The 12,809-nt window shown below is 67.0% G+C and carries 9 protein-coding genes; 5 read left to right on the top strand and 4 right to left on the bottom strand.

Going from position 1 to position 12,809, the window contains the following annotated elements:
• The first annotated feature begins 26 nt into the window (after positions 1-26).
• The 4 genes from AC1DX2_RS23725 (at position 27) to AC1DX2_RS23710 (ending at position 4,661) form a co-directional block, all read left to right on the top strand.
• A complete protein-coding gene (locus AC1DX2_RS23725) occupies positions 27-2,405 on the top strand; it encodes an aldehyde dehydrogenase family protein (RefSeq protein ID WP_477198898.1) in 2,379 nt (792 codons plus the stop codon).
• A gap of 10 nt (positions 2,406-2,415) precedes the next feature.
• Positions 2,416-3,738, top strand: a complete 1,323-nt coding sequence (deoA, locus tag AC1DX2_RS23720) for a thymidine phosphorylase (protein WP_477198897.1) — start codon at positions 2,416-2,418, stop codon at positions 3,736-3,738.
• Positions 3,739-3,754: 16 nt separating this feature from the next.
• Positions 3,755-4,165, top strand: a complete 411-nt coding sequence (locus tag AC1DX2_RS23715; RefSeq protein ID WP_477198896.1) for a cytidine deaminase — start codon at positions 3,755-3,757, stop codon at positions 4,163-4,165.
• A gap of 88 nt (positions 4,166-4,253) precedes the next feature.
• Complete coding sequence (locus tag AC1DX2_RS23710; protein ID WP_477198895.1) at positions 4,254-4,661, top strand: YybH family protein; 408 nt, start codon at positions 4,254-4,256, stop codon at positions 4,659-4,661.
• Positions 4,662-4,692: 31 nt separating this feature from the next.
• Here AC1DX2_RS23710 and AC1DX2_RS23705 read toward each other — a convergent pair whose 3' ends face one another.
• Together AC1DX2_RS23705 and AC1DX2_RS23700 are read right to left on the bottom strand one after the other, a co-directional pair.
• Complete coding sequence (locus AC1DX2_RS23705; RefSeq protein WP_477198894.1) at positions 4,693-6,660, bottom strand: Ig-like domain-containing protein; 1,968 nt, start codon at positions 6,658-6,660, stop codon at positions 4,693-4,695.
• 168 nt (positions 6,661-6,828) lie between these two features.
• Positions 6,829-7,074, bottom strand: a complete 246-nt coding sequence (locus AC1DX2_RS23700) for a glycine zipper 2TM domain-containing protein (protein ID WP_477198893.1) — start codon at positions 7,072-7,074, stop codon at positions 6,829-6,831.
• A 194-nt stretch (positions 7,075-7,268) separates the two neighbouring features.
• Here AC1DX2_RS23700 and AC1DX2_RS23695 point away from each other — a divergent pair, with 194 nt between their 5' ends.
• Complete coding sequence (locus tag AC1DX2_RS23695) at positions 7,269-8,408, top strand: zinc-binding dehydrogenase (protein ID WP_477198892.1); 1,140 nt, start codon at positions 7,269-7,271, stop codon at positions 8,406-8,408.
• A 6-nt stretch (positions 8,409-8,414) separates the two neighbouring features.
• Here AC1DX2_RS23695 and AC1DX2_RS23690 read toward each other — a convergent pair whose 3' ends face one another.
• Positions 8,415-9,551 carry a GGDEF domain-containing protein gene (locus tag AC1DX2_RS23690; protein WP_477198891.1) on the bottom strand — a complete coding sequence of 379 codons (1,137 nt, stop codon included), beginning with the start codon at positions 9,549-9,551 and terminating at the stop codon, positions 8,415-8,417.
• 375 nt (positions 9,552-9,926) lie between these two features.
• Positions 9,927-12,617, bottom strand: a complete 2,691-nt coding sequence (locus AC1DX2_RS23685) for an Ig-like domain-containing protein (protein WP_477198890.1) — start codon at positions 12,615-12,617, stop codon at positions 9,927-9,929.
• Between the last annotated feature and the right edge of the window lie 192 nt (positions 12,618-12,809).

Genomic DNA, 12,809 nt, shown 5'->3' with positions numbered 1-12,809 from the left:
ACCGCATAAGAACGGAACGCATCGCCATGCCCACGATTCAAGAGATCCTCAGCACCATGGACTACGGTCCCGCCCCCGAGAGCCAGAAGGAAGCCCTGGCCTGGCTGGACCAGCACCAGTGCCGCTTCGGCCTGTTCATCAACGGCGGCTGGACCCCCGCCGGCGACACCTTCGCCAGCAACAACCCGGCCGATGGCAAGGAATTGGCGCAGATCAGCCAGGCCACCACCGCCGACGTCAACAAGGCCGTGGCCGCCGCGCGCAAGGCGCAGCCGGCCTGGGAGGCCGTGGGTGGGCACAACCGGGCCCGCGTGATGTACGCGCTGGCGCGGCTGCTGCAAAAGCACGCGCGCCTGTTCGCCGTGCTGGAAACGCTGGACAACGGCAAGACCATCCGCGAAACGCGCGACGCCGACCTGCCGCTGGCCGCGCGCCACTTCTACCACCATGCCGGCTGGGCGCAGCTGCTGGACGAAGAGTTCCCCAACCACCGCGCCGTGGGCGTGGTAGGCCAGATCGTGCCGTGGAACTTCCCGCTGCTGATGCTGGCGTGGAAGATCGCGCCGGCGCTGGCCGCTGGCAACACCGTGGTGTTCAAGCCGGCCGAGTTCACGTCGCTGACCGCCTTGCTGTTTGGCGAGATCTGCCAGCAGGCCGGCGTGCCGCCGGGCGTGATCAACATCGTCACCGGTGACGGTCGGGTTGGCGAGGCCATCGTCAAGCACAAGGACATCCAGAAGCTGGCCTTCACCGGCTCCACCGAGGTCGGTCGGCTGATTCGCCAGGCCACCGCCGGCAGCGGCAAGAAGCTGTCGCTGGAACTGGGTGGCAAGTCGCCCTTCATCGTGTTTGACGATGCCGACCTGGACGCCGCCGTCGAAGGCCTGGTCGATTCGATCTGGTTCAACCAGGGCCAGGTGTGCTGCGCTGGTTCGCGACTGTTGGTGCAGGAGTCGATCGAGCAGCGCTTCATCGCCAAGGTGAAGGCGCGCATGGACAGCCTGCGCGTGGGCTCGCCGCTGGACAAATCCATGGACGTGGGCGCGCTGGTGGACCCGGTGCAACTGCAGCGCATCACCGGCCTGGTGGAGTCCGCCCGCGCTGAAGGCTGTGAGATCTGGCAGCCGGCGTTCAAAAGCCCCAAGGACGGCAGCTGGTACCCGCCGACGCTGATCACCGGCGCCTCCACCTCAGCCGTGGTGGCGCAGACCGAAATCTTCGGCCCGGTGCTGGTGGCGATGAGTTTCCGCACCCCGGTGGAAGCGGTGCAACTGGCCAACAACACCGTCTATGGCCTGGCCGCCTGCGTGTGGTCCGAGTCCATCAGCCAGGCGCTGCACGTGGCACCGCAGCTGAAGGCTGGCGTGGTGTGGGTCAACACCGCCAACCAGTTCGACGCCGCCTGCGGCTTCGGCGGTTACCGCGAATCCGGCTTCGGCCGCGAAGGCGGGCGTGAGGGCATGTTGGAGTACCTGGTGGCCAAGGCTGAAGACGCCCGCCCGGCTGCGCCTGTGGCAGCACCTGCCGCCAAGCTCAGGCCCGCCGGCGACGAGGCCCCATTCGCCATCGACCGCACCGCCAAGCTGCACATCGGTGGCAAGCAGGCGCGGCCAGACGGTGGCTACAGCCGCGCCATCGTGGGGGCCAATGGCGCCTTCCTGGCTGACGTGGGCGAGGGCAATCGCAAGGACATTCGCAACGCGGTCGAGGCCGCGCACAAGGCCAGTGGCTGGGCCAGCGCCACCGCGCACAACCGTGCCCAGGTGCTGTACTACATCGCCGAGAACCTGTCGGTGCGCGCGGATGAGTTCGCTGCCCGCATCGCCGCCCAGACCGGCGCCAGGAACGCCATGCAAGAGGTGCAGGCCTCGATCGAGCGCCTGTTCCAGTACGCCGCCTGGGCCGACAAGTACGACGGCCTGGCGCACCAGCCGCCCATGCACGGCATCACGGTGGCGCTGAACGAGCCCATTGGCGTGATCGGCATCGTCTGCCCCAACGAGGCGCCGCTGCTGGGCTTCGTGTCGCTGGTGGCTCCGGCCCTGGCGCTGGGCAACCGCGTGGTGGTGGTGCCGTCGCAGGCGCACCCGCTCTCGGCCACCGACCTGTACCAGGTGCTGGACACCTCGGACCTGCCGGGCGGTGCGCTGAACATCGTCACCGGCAACGCCGACGAGCTGGCCCGCGTGCTGGCCGGCCATGCCGATGTGGACGCCGTCTGGCGGCACGACGGCTCGGCTGAGGGTTGCGCTGAGGTGGAACGCCTGTCCGCCGGCACCTTGAAACGCACCTGGGTCAGCGGCGGCAAGGGGCGTGACTGGTACAGCAATTCACAATCCGCCGGCCGTGCCGTGCTGGCCCATGCCAGCCAGGTGAAGAACGTGTGGATTCCCTACGGGGTTTGATCGAGCGCTCATGTATTTGCCCCAGGAAATCATCCGCAAGAAGCGCGACGGCGCTGCACTGGCCCCGGAAGAAATCGCCTTCTTCGTGCGCGGCATCACCGACAACAGCATCACCGAAGGCCAGGTGGCCGCGTTCGCGATGGCCGTGTTCTTCAACGGCATGGCCATGGACGAGCGCGTGGCCTTCACCTTGGGCATGCGCGATTCGGGCTCGGTGCTGGAGTGGCGCTCGCTGGGCCTGAGCGGCCCGGTGCTGGACAAGCACTCCACCGGCGGTGTGGGCGACGTGGTGTCGCTGATGCTGGGCCCGATGGTGGCGGCCTGCGGTGGTTTTGTGCCCATGATTTCGGGCCGCGGCCTGGGCCACACCGGTGGCACGCTGGACAAGTTCGACGCAATTCCCGGCTACACCACGCAGCCCGACATCGCCAGGTTCCGCCAGGTGGTCAAGGACGTGGGCGTGGCCATCATCGGCCAGACGGCCGACCTGGCGCCGTGCGACAAGCGCTTGTATGGCATCCGCGACGTCACCGCCACGGTGGAGTCGGTGGACCTGATCACCGCCTCCATCCTGGCCAAGAAGCTGGCGGCCGGCCTGGATGCGCTGGCCATGGACGTGAAGGTGGGCTCGGGCGCCTTCATGCCCACGTATGAGAAGTCATTGGAACTGGCCCACAGCATTGTGGGCGTGGGCAATGGCGCCGGCACCCGCACCTCGGTGCTGCTGACCGACATGAACCAGTCGCTGTGCCCGGTGGCCGGCAATGCGCTGGAAGTGCAGCAGGCGCTGGACTACCTGAGCGGCAAGTCGCGCCCCGCGCGCCTGCACCAAGTTACCTTGGCCTTGTGCGCCGAAATGCTGGTGCTGGGTGGCCTGGCTGCTGATGAAGCCGCCGCCCGCGCCAGGCTGCAACAGGCGCTGGACAGCGGCGCCGCCGCCGAGCGCATGGCCCGCATGGTGGCCGCGCTGGGCGGCCCGGCCGATCTGCTGGAGCGGCCGGCGCAGTACCTGGAAGCCGCACCGCTGGTGGTGCCCGTGCCAGCGCCGCGCGCCGGCTTCGTCAGCCAGTGCGATTGCCGTGGCCTGGGGCTGACGGTGGTGGCGCTGGGAGGAGGGCGCACCCGCGCGGCCGACGCAATTGACTTTGCCGTTGGTCTGACCGGCCTGGTGGAGTTGGGCCAGCCGGTGCAGGCTGGACAACCATTGGCGATGGTGCATGCACGCACCGAGGCAGCGGCCCAGCAGGCGGTGCGCATGGTGCAGGCGGCCTACCAGATCGGCGATGTCGCGCCGCCTGCCAATCCGGTGGTTTACGGCAACATTCGTCCTTGAAAACCATCACATACCCATGAGCATCGACTTCCAGCGCCTGATCAGCGAGGCCGGTACGGCCCGCGCCAAGGCCCACGCCCCGTATTCCAACTTCCAGGTTGGCGCCGCGCTGCAGACCAAGGACGGCCGCGTGTTCCACGGCTGCAATGTGGAAAACGCCTCCTATGGCCTGACCAACTGTGCCGAGCGCACCGCCTTCTTCAGCGCCATCGCCCAGGGCTGCAAACCGGGTGACTTTGCCGCGCTGGCGGTGATAGGTGCCACCGACGGCCCCGTCGCCCCATGCGGCGCCTGCCGCCAGGTCATGCTGGAGCTGGGTGGCAACGCGCTGCCGGTGGTGCTGGCCAACCTGAAGGGCGACACGCTGCACACCACGGCGGCCGAGCTGTTGCCGCACGCGTTTGGTGGTTGGGATCTGGGCAAATAAGCGGGAACATGGCCGTTGCCCGCGGGTCCAACCCCATGGGCCAGCAGACTCTTGACTTGGCCTGCCCATTTCAGGAAGGAGAACAAGCATGTCCCATGACGAACAGCAGATCCGCCAGTTGGTGAGCGACTGGATGAGCGCCTCGCAGGCCGGCGACGTGGCCAAGGTGCTGAGCCTGATGACCGATGACGCGGTGTTCCTGATCGCCGGCCGCCCCCAGCCCATGCGCAAGGCCGACTTCGCCGCTGTGGCACAAGCCCAGGCCGGCCCCGGCGGACCGAAGATCGAAGGGCACAGCGACATCCAGGAAGTGCAGGTGCTGGGCGACTGGGCTTTCATGTGGAGCCGCCTGCAGGTGAAGATGACGCCGCCCGGTGCTGCCGCGCCCACGGAGCGCGCCGGCCACACGCTGACGGTGCTGAAGAAGGAACAGGGCCGCTGGCTGCTGGCGCGCGACGCCAACATGCTGGCACCGGTGCCGCCAGCGCAGGGCTGACGGCTCCAGCGGCCGCTGGAGCGGCGCCGTGCTACAGCACGAACTGCAAACCGCTTTGCGCGTAGCCCGTCAGGTTGACGTGCGCAACCGCCAGGTCCGAGGCGGCGATGTCGGCCACCCACTGCGCCTGCGTTGTCGTGTGGTTGTTCAGCGCCAGCACGGCGGCGGCCAGCGTGTCTGCCGTGGGGGCCACACCCATCACGTTGGCGTACACCCATTTGACGATGCTGGTGTTGTCGGTGCCGCCGGCAAAGGCGCCCATGATGCCGGAGTCGATCAGCAGCGAGGCGCCGTTGAGCAGCGTGGCGCCCGAGTCGAAGTAGCTGAGGAAGATGCCCGCGAACGTCTGGTTGGCGACGAAGCCCGAGCCCAGCGTGGCGGCCATCATCAGCACCGTCTCGCCGCCGGCCTGCGTCTTGCCCAGGTCCAGCGCCAGCCGCAGGTCGGTGAACTGCAGCCGCTCCACATTGACCACGTTGTCCTGGCCGTCGCTGCCCTTGTTGTCGCGCACCGAGGTGGCCAGCGTGGTGTTGGCGCCCATGGTGATGGTGTAGTCGCTGTACTTGCCGTTGTACTGCGCGGTGTCTGTGCCCGCGCCACCGTCCAGCGTGTCTGCGCCGCCCTGGCCCTTGAGCAGGTTGTTGCTCTCGTTGCCGGTCAGCAGGTTGTTCAGCTCGTTGCCGATGCCGCTCAGGCCCCCGGCCGAGGGTGCCAGCGACAGGTTTTCCACAAAGCTGGTCAGCGTGTAATTGATGGAGGCGATCACCTTGTCCACGGTGCGGCCCAGGTCGGCCTGCGGCCCTTCGCCCGGTATGGCGGCGTTGCCCTGCAGCTCCTGCACCAGGTCACCGGCATCGGTCACGTAGTACAGGTCGGCGCCATCGCCGCCGGCCATGGTGTCGTTGCCGGCGCCGCCTATCAGCGTGTCCTGGCCGGCGCCGCCGTTCAGCTGGTCGTTACCGGCACCGCCGTCCAGCACGTCGTCGCCGTCGCCGCCGTTCAGCGTGTCATTGCCATCGCCCGCCTGTATCGTGTCGTTGCCCGGGCCGCCGTTCAGGGTTTCGCTGTTGGGTGTACCGGTGACCAGGCTGCCGCTGCCCAGCGTGGTGAAGTGGTAGCTGTTGTTGCCGGCAAAGCTGTTGCCGGCCGCGTCGCGCACCAGGCCGCTGCCCAGCTCGACCGTGTAGTTGCTGCCGGCAAACAGCGCATTGGTCAGGTGGATGGTCAGCTTGTTGCCGCTCAGGCTCAGGTTGCCGGTGTTGCTGCTGTTGTACACGGCCACCTGCGCGCCTTGCGAGTCGCGCACGATCACCGTGCCGGTGCCGAAGGCCACCGATTCGCTGAAGGTGACGACGATGTCGCTGTTCACCGCCACGCCGGTGGCGGCGTCTGCCGGGCTGAGCGTGGCGATGGTGGGGGCCGTGGTGTCCGCCACGGGGATCAGCGAGGTGGCGCTGAAGCTGCCGTCTGAAAAGCGGAAGGTTTCCACCCCCGTCACCTGGTCGATGCCGTCGCGGTTCAGGTTCTTGTTGTCGGTGATGCTGAAGGTGGCGGTGCTGCTGTTGTAGGCGATGCTGTAGTCCGCGCGCACGCCGCTGTAGACCACGGTGTCGCTGCCGGCGCCGCCGTTGATGTTGTCGTTGCCCGAGAAACCGCACAGCACGTCGTTGCCCGAGCTGCCTGTGACGTTGTCGTTGCCGGCCAGCATGGTCTGGTAGACGCCGAAGGTGTCGCCCTGCAGGAAGATGGTCAGCGACAAGGTCTGTGCGTCGGCCGACATGCCCCCGATGGTGTAGACCGGCGTGCCATTGCTGGCCAGCGTGGTTTCGGTGGCGGTGCCGGCCGGAATGCCGCCCGGGTAGGTGAACGCGCCGGTGAACTTCCACTGGTCGTTGCCGCGCGTGGCGATGATGGTGTCGGCGGTGGCGGTGGTAGCAGAACCCCAGGCGCCGTGGTTGATGGAGAAGTCAAACGGGCTGAACAGTGTCAACGTGGCCATGGCGCACTCCCGAAAAAAGGCGGTGGAGGAACGGGAAACCTATCTTACTGCGCAGTGCGTGACCGTGCTGTGTAACGCAGCACGGCGCCAGGCGGGCTGCCAACCCGCTGCAGATAAGCAAAAGCCCGGCGTGGCCGGGCTTTCAGCATGTCAGCGTGGGGCGCTGTATCAGCGCATGCGGCCAACCTGGTCGCCGATGACGCCGCCCACCGCCGCGCCGCCCACGGTGCCCAGCGGGCTGCCGCCGGTCAACACGGCGCCGGCCACGGCGCCCACGGAGGCACCGGTGATGGTGTTGCGGTCATGGTGGTTCAGGTTGGCGCAGCCGCCCAGCGCCAGCGTGGCGGTGATGGCCAGTGCACACAGCAGGCCGCTGCGGCGCAGCGTCGGAGAATGTTGGGTACGGTCTTGCATGATTTCTTCCTTTGGTTTTAGGTGGAGCGAGCGGTCGTGGGCTGTTCCCACAGGGTTTGAGATTAGTTTCAATAACCCTGCTTGTCTGTCAGACAAAGTGCCGAATTGCGCCAGTGTGTTACCAGACGTGACAGGCTTGGCGGCACGCAAACGACGCTTGGGCTACAGTGCGTCGTCATCACGAGGAGATTTACATGAGCACACCTTTCCCCGCCAGCGGCCTGCAATTGCGCTCGCTGGTCACGAGCAACGGCGAGCTGGAACTGTCATTGGCAGACGTGCCCACCCCCGCGCCCGGGCCTGATGAGGTAGTGCTGCGCCTGCTGGCCGCGCCCATCAACCCGTCAGACATCGGCCTGCTGTTTGGCGCCGCCGACATGAGCACCATGAAGACCTCCGGCAATGCCGCTCGCCCGGTGTTGACGGCCACCATCCCCGAGCGGCTGCGCAAGGCCATGGCTGGGCGGCAGGATCAGTCCATGCCGGTGGGCAACGAGGGTGCGGGTATTGTGGTGGCCGCCGGCAGTGGCCCGGCCGCACAAGCGCTGCTGGGCAAGACGGTGGCGGCGCTGGGCGGCGCCATGTACTCGCAATACCGCACGCTGCCCGTGCTGCAGTGCATGGCCTTGCCAGAAGGCGCCACGCCGGCCGACGGGGCGTCCGCCTTCGTCAACCCGCTGACCGCACTGGGCATGGTGGAGACCATGAAGCGCGAGGGCCACAAGGCGCTGGTGCACACGGCGGCGGCCTCCAACCTGGGGCAGATGCTGAACCGCATCTGCATCAGCGACGGCGTGCCGCTGGTCAACATCGTGCGCAAGGCCGAGCAGGAGGCGCTGTTGCGCGAGAACGGCGCCAAGTATGTGTGCAATGCCTCGTCGCCCGATTTCATGGCCGAGCTGACCGAGGCGCTGGTGGCCACCGGCGCCACGCTGGCCTTTGACGCGATAGGCGGCGGCAAGCTGGCCGGGCAGATCCTGAATTGCATGGAGGTGGCCGTCAACCGCAATGCCAAGGAATACAGCCGCTACGGCTCCAACGTGATGAAGCAGGTCTACATCTACGGCGGGCTGGACGTCAGCCCCACGGAGTTCACGCGCGGGTTTGGCATGACCTGGGGCATGGGCGGCTGGCTGCTGTTCCCCTTCCTGCAGAAGATCGGCCCGCAGGCGGCGCAAACGCTGCGCGAGCGCGTGGCGGCTGAGCTGAAGACCACCTTTGCCAGCCACTACACCAAGGAAATTTCGCTCGCCCAGGCTTTGCAGCCGGCCGAGGTGGCGGTGTACGGCGCGCGCGCCACCGGCACCAAGTACCTGATCAACCCCAGTTTGTAGGCAGGCTCACGCCGGTGCGGTGGTGACGCGGTTGCGCCCGGTCGCCTTGGCGGCGTACAGCGCGGCGTCACCCGCGGCCACCAGGGCGGTCAGCGCGTGGCCGTGCTGGTCGGAACAGGCCAGACCCATGCTGACGGTGCAGCTCACCGACACCTTCTCCACGCTGACCACCTGCTGCTGCACCAGCAGGCGCAGGCGCTCAGCCACCTTGACGGCATCCTCCAGGCGCAGGCCGTCCAGCACCAGCACGAACTCTTCGCCGCCGTAGCGCGCCAGCAGGTCGGCCGGGCGCAGCTGGGTGGACAGCAGCGTCACCAGCTGGCGCAGCACCTCGTCGCCCACCAGGTGGCCATGGGTGTCGTTGATGCGCTTGAAGTGGTCGGCATCCACCATCGCCACCGTCACACTGCGGCCGGCCTGGGCGGCGCGCTGCAAGATGCGCTGCCCCTGCACCTCGAAGGCGCCGCGGTTCAGCGCGCCGGTCAGCCCGTCCAGCGCCGACAACTGGCGCAAGCGCACGGCATAGCGGCGCGCCACCATCATGATCAGCCCGAACAGGATGCACACCTGCGCCAGCGGCACGGCAAACAGGCTGGCGGACATCACGCGGGTGACTTGCTCTTCACTGGCCGGGCCGGCTGCTAGGTAGAAGGCGCGCACCAGCATCACCACGCACAGCGCGCCGAAACCCACGGCCGCCGGCCACATGGACGGCCCGCTGCCGTGGCGCAGCAGCGCATACACGCACGCGCCATTGAGCAGGGCGAAATACAGGCCGGTGACCACCAGGCGCGCCAGCAGGCTGGGCTGCACAAAGGCGAAGTAGCCCGGCAGCAGCATGCCGATGACGGCGATGGCCACCACCCAGCGCCAATGCAGGTCGCGACGGAAGAACTGCAACAGGCCCTGCAGCACCCAGGCCAGGCCCAGCGCCATCAGCCCGTAGCTCAGCACCCCGTGCACGGCCAGCGGCATGCGCGTCCAGGCGCCCAGCGCCAGCCCCAGGCAACTGGCCACATTGCCAGACGCCCACAAGCGCTGCTCCATCGACGAATCGGAATACAGCGCGGCCGAAACCAGCAGGATGGTGGTCAGCAGCGTGAAGCTGACTTGCACCAGCAACAGCGTTTCGGGGTCCAGCATGGGCGGTCAAAACTCCTCGTGATGGCTGCCACTGTATGCGAGCCCCGCCGGGCTGGCAATGCAACAGGGCCTTATTGCGCACTATTTCACAGTTTGGCCATCATCTTGGCCTTGCGGGGCTAGGCAAAGCCCAGGGGGCGGCCTACACTGAAGGCGATAGGTTGAGGACTGCCAAGTCTCCATGGGGCATGAGGGAAAATGCCTTTTAAACCCTGCCGGCGCGAGCCCGCAGGGTTTTTTTATGCCCGCAGCCATTTGGCTCGCTGTCGCCCATGGAATTCCAAGCGGCCGTTGGCGCCTCAATCAGATGGCCAACACCGGACGCTGGGTCAGGGCGGCTTGGCTGTTTTCAAGTGTGGGGCTGCGTGCAGGAACTCACACCATGAACTGCAAGCCTGTGCCTGCATAGCCCGCCAACCCCACATGCTGCTGGTTGGCGGTGGAGGCAGCCATGTCCGCCAGCCATTGCGCCTGGCTGATGCTGCCCGCGGTGAGCGGCGCCACCAGGCTGGCCAGCGTGGCCGCATCCGGCGCCTTGCCATACACGTCGTTGTAGACCATCTTCACCAGGCTGGTGTTGTCTGCCCCGCCGGCAAACGCCGCAATGACGCCTGCGCCCACCAGCAGGTTGGCGCCATCCAGAAGGCTGGCACCTGTGTCGAAGAAGCCCAGGAACAGCCCCGCAAACGATGGCAGGTTGACGAAATCCTTGCCCAGGCTGGTGGCCACGGCCATCATCAGCACGGCCTTGCCGCCAGCCTGATTCACACCCAGGTCCAGCGCAAGGCCAGCGTCTGCGAACTTCAGCCGCTCGATGTTGCTCAGGCTGTCGGCGCCATCGCGGTTGGTGATCTTGTCGGTGACGATGGTGGCAGTGCCGCCCACGGTGAGTGTGTAGTCGGCTAGCTTGCCGGTGTATTGGGCGGTGTCCTGCCCGGCGCCGCCATCCATGGTGTCGTTGCCGGCCTTGCCGGTCAGGACGTTGTTGCCCTCATTGCCGGCGAGCAGGTTGTTCAGCTCGTTGCCGATGCCACTCAGGCCCCCGGCCGACGGCGCCAGCGACAGGTTTTCCACAAAGCTGGTCAGCGTGTAGTTGATGCTGGCAATCACCTTGTCCACGGTGCGGCCCAGGTCGGCTTGCGGCCCTTCGCCCGGTATGGCGGCGTTGCCCTGCAGCTCTTGCACCACGTCGCCGGCGTCGTTGACGTAATACAGGTCGGCACCATTGCCACCTTGCAGGGTGTCGGCACCGCTGCCGCTGATCAGCGTGTCGTTGCCGGCGCCGCCCAGCATCAGGGTCTGGCCGGCGCCGCCCACCAGCACGTCGTTGCCGGCGCCGCCGTCCAGGGTGCCGTTGGCGGGGCCAGCAATCAGGGTGTCGTCGCCGGCGGTGCCGGTCAGGTTGGGGTTGGTGGCGGTCGCGGTCTGGGTGATGCCGCTGCCGGCGGTGGTGAAGCGGTAGCCGCTGGAGCCGGTATAGGCGTTGCCGGCCAGGTCCTTGATGATGCCGGCACTGATCTCCAGCGTGTAGCCGGTGCTGGGCTGCAGGTCTGCCAGCGGGTTGATGGTCAGCGTGTTGCCCGAAATGCTGAGACTGGAACTGCCCGGGCCATACTTGTCCACCACGTTGCCGTCGGCATCGCGCAGCGTGATGCTGCCTTCGCTCAAGCCCACCGCCTCACTGAAGGTGATCACGATGTTGGCCCCCACCACCACGCCAACCGCGCCGCCAGCGGGGCTGGCCCCGGTGACGGTGGGCGCCGTGGTGTCCGTGTTGGTCAGCGCCTGCAGTTGCGCGGCGCTGTAGCTGGTGCCGGCGAACCGGAAGCTCTCGATCCCGCTGACCTGGTCCGCACCGTCGCGGCCAGCCACCTTGTCGGTCAGCGTGAAGATGCCGCTGGCGCTGCTGTAGGTCACCTGGTAGTCGGTCAGTGCGCCGCTGTAGCTGGCCACGTCCGTGCCAGCACCGCCGGTGAGCACGTCGTTGCCGCCGCCACCACTCAAGCTGTCATTGCCGGCACCGCCGCCAATGGCATCGGCGTTGGCCGTACCTACCAGCGTGAGGTTGGAGGGCAGTTGGTCGTTGCGCAGGCCGATCATCACCTCTGGGGCGTTGTCGCCACCCTGAGCGCTGGAGGTCTGGGCCAGCACCAGCTCACCGGTGGCTGAGATATGCCCGGTGATGGCCGCGCCTTCCGGGGATTTGAAGCTCAGGCTGCCGTCGGCGCTCACCGTCCAGGTGCCGCTGATCTGCGCGCTGTCCAGCTGTCCGTTGCTGGTGCCGTTCAGGCTGGTGGTGAAGGTGCCGTCGGCTTTCAGGTTCAAGCTGCCGACCGCACTTTGGTACTGCCCGGTGAATTGGTGGGCAAAATCCACCACCGTGTACCTGCCCGCCACGCTGGCCATGGTGAAGCTGCCGCCGTTCCGAATGGCCACCGCAAACTCCGGCTTGGTCGCGCCCACCTGGGCCAGCACGATCTGGCCATTGGCCGACATCTGGCCCGTCAGCGTGGGGCCGCTGAGCAGCGAAATGCTGAAGCTGCCGTTCGCGCCCAGGGCATAGCTGCCACTGCCACTTTGGTTGGCCGTGATCGTGCCATCGGTGTTGCTGGTGTAGGTGGTGGTGAAGCTGCCGTCAGCGGCCAGCAGCAGCGTGCCAAAGATGGCCTGGAACGGCCCGGTGCCCTGGTGATTGAAGTTCACAAAGCTGTAGCTGCCCGCGGCATTGAGCACCGCATAGGCAGGCAGGGCTTGCACGCCAATGACCACCTCCGGTGCGTACGTACCGGTTTGCGCCAACAGGAATTCTCCTGACGCGCCCACATGGCCGGCGAAGTTGCCGCCGCCCGTCAGCTGGGCGCTCATGCTGCCGTCAGCACCCACGGTGTACGTGCCGCCGCCATTCCCCGAGCCGATGACGCCGTCTGCGTTCCTCTGGGCCGAGTTGGAGAAGCTGCCGTCGGCATTGAGGCTGAAGTGGTGGAAGATGCTTTGTGTGGAGCCCTGCAACTGGTGGTTGAAGCTGACTGCGGTGTAGATGCCGGCAACGGATACGAGTGTCGTCAAAAGAGCCCCTGGTGTGTTGTACTGAAAATCCCCGCCCCGGCGTTGCGGGCCACGCTTCAACGACATGAAGCGCATAGGAGTCTACCTGTTGGTGGCTGGGGCCAGCGCCCGCGCACTCCCCTGAAATGGTCGCGAGGTCAGCCAAGCGCATCCAAGGACCGATACTGCTTGGTCTTCGCAAATCCGTCGCTC

This window comes from Hylemonella sp. P2_B10 (assembly GCF_056404875.1).
The sequence above is the reverse complement of the archived record's forward strand: the minus strand, read 5'-3'. Positions and strand labels throughout refer to the sequence as shown.

What these genes read in the sequence shown, in the direction of transcription:
- AC1DX2_RS23725 (WP_477198898.1), top strand. Translation starts at nt 27, where the DNA reads ATGCCCACGATTCAAGAGATCCTCAGCACCATGGACTACGGTCCCGCC.
- deoA (WP_477198897.1), top strand. Translation starts at nt 2,416, where the DNA reads ATGTATTTGCCCCAGGAAATCATCCGCAAGAAGCGCGACGGCGCTGCA.
- AC1DX2_RS23715 (WP_477198896.1), top strand. Translation starts at nt 3,755, where the DNA reads ATGAGCATCGACTTCCAGCGCCTGATCAGCGAGGCCGGTACGGCCCGC.
- AC1DX2_RS23710 (WP_477198895.1), top strand. Translation starts at nt 4,254, where the DNA reads ATGTCCCATGACGAACAGCAGATCCGCCAGTTGGTGAGCGACTGGATG.
- AC1DX2_RS23705 (WP_477198894.1), bottom strand. Translation starts at nt 6,660, where the DNA reads ATGGCCACGTTGACACTGTTCAGCCCGTTTGACTTCTCCATCAACCAC.
- AC1DX2_RS23700 (WP_477198893.1), bottom strand. Translation starts at nt 7,074, where the DNA reads ATGCAAGACCGTACCCAACATTCTCCGACGCTGCGCCGCAGCGGCCTG.
- AC1DX2_RS23695 (WP_477198892.1), top strand. Translation starts at nt 7,269, where the DNA reads ATGAGCACACCTTTCCCCGCCAGCGGCCTGCAATTGCGCTCGCTGGTC.
- AC1DX2_RS23690 (WP_477198891.1), bottom strand. Translation starts at nt 9,551, where the DNA reads ATGCTGGACCCCGAAACGCTGTTGCTGGTGCAAGTCAGCTTCACGCTG.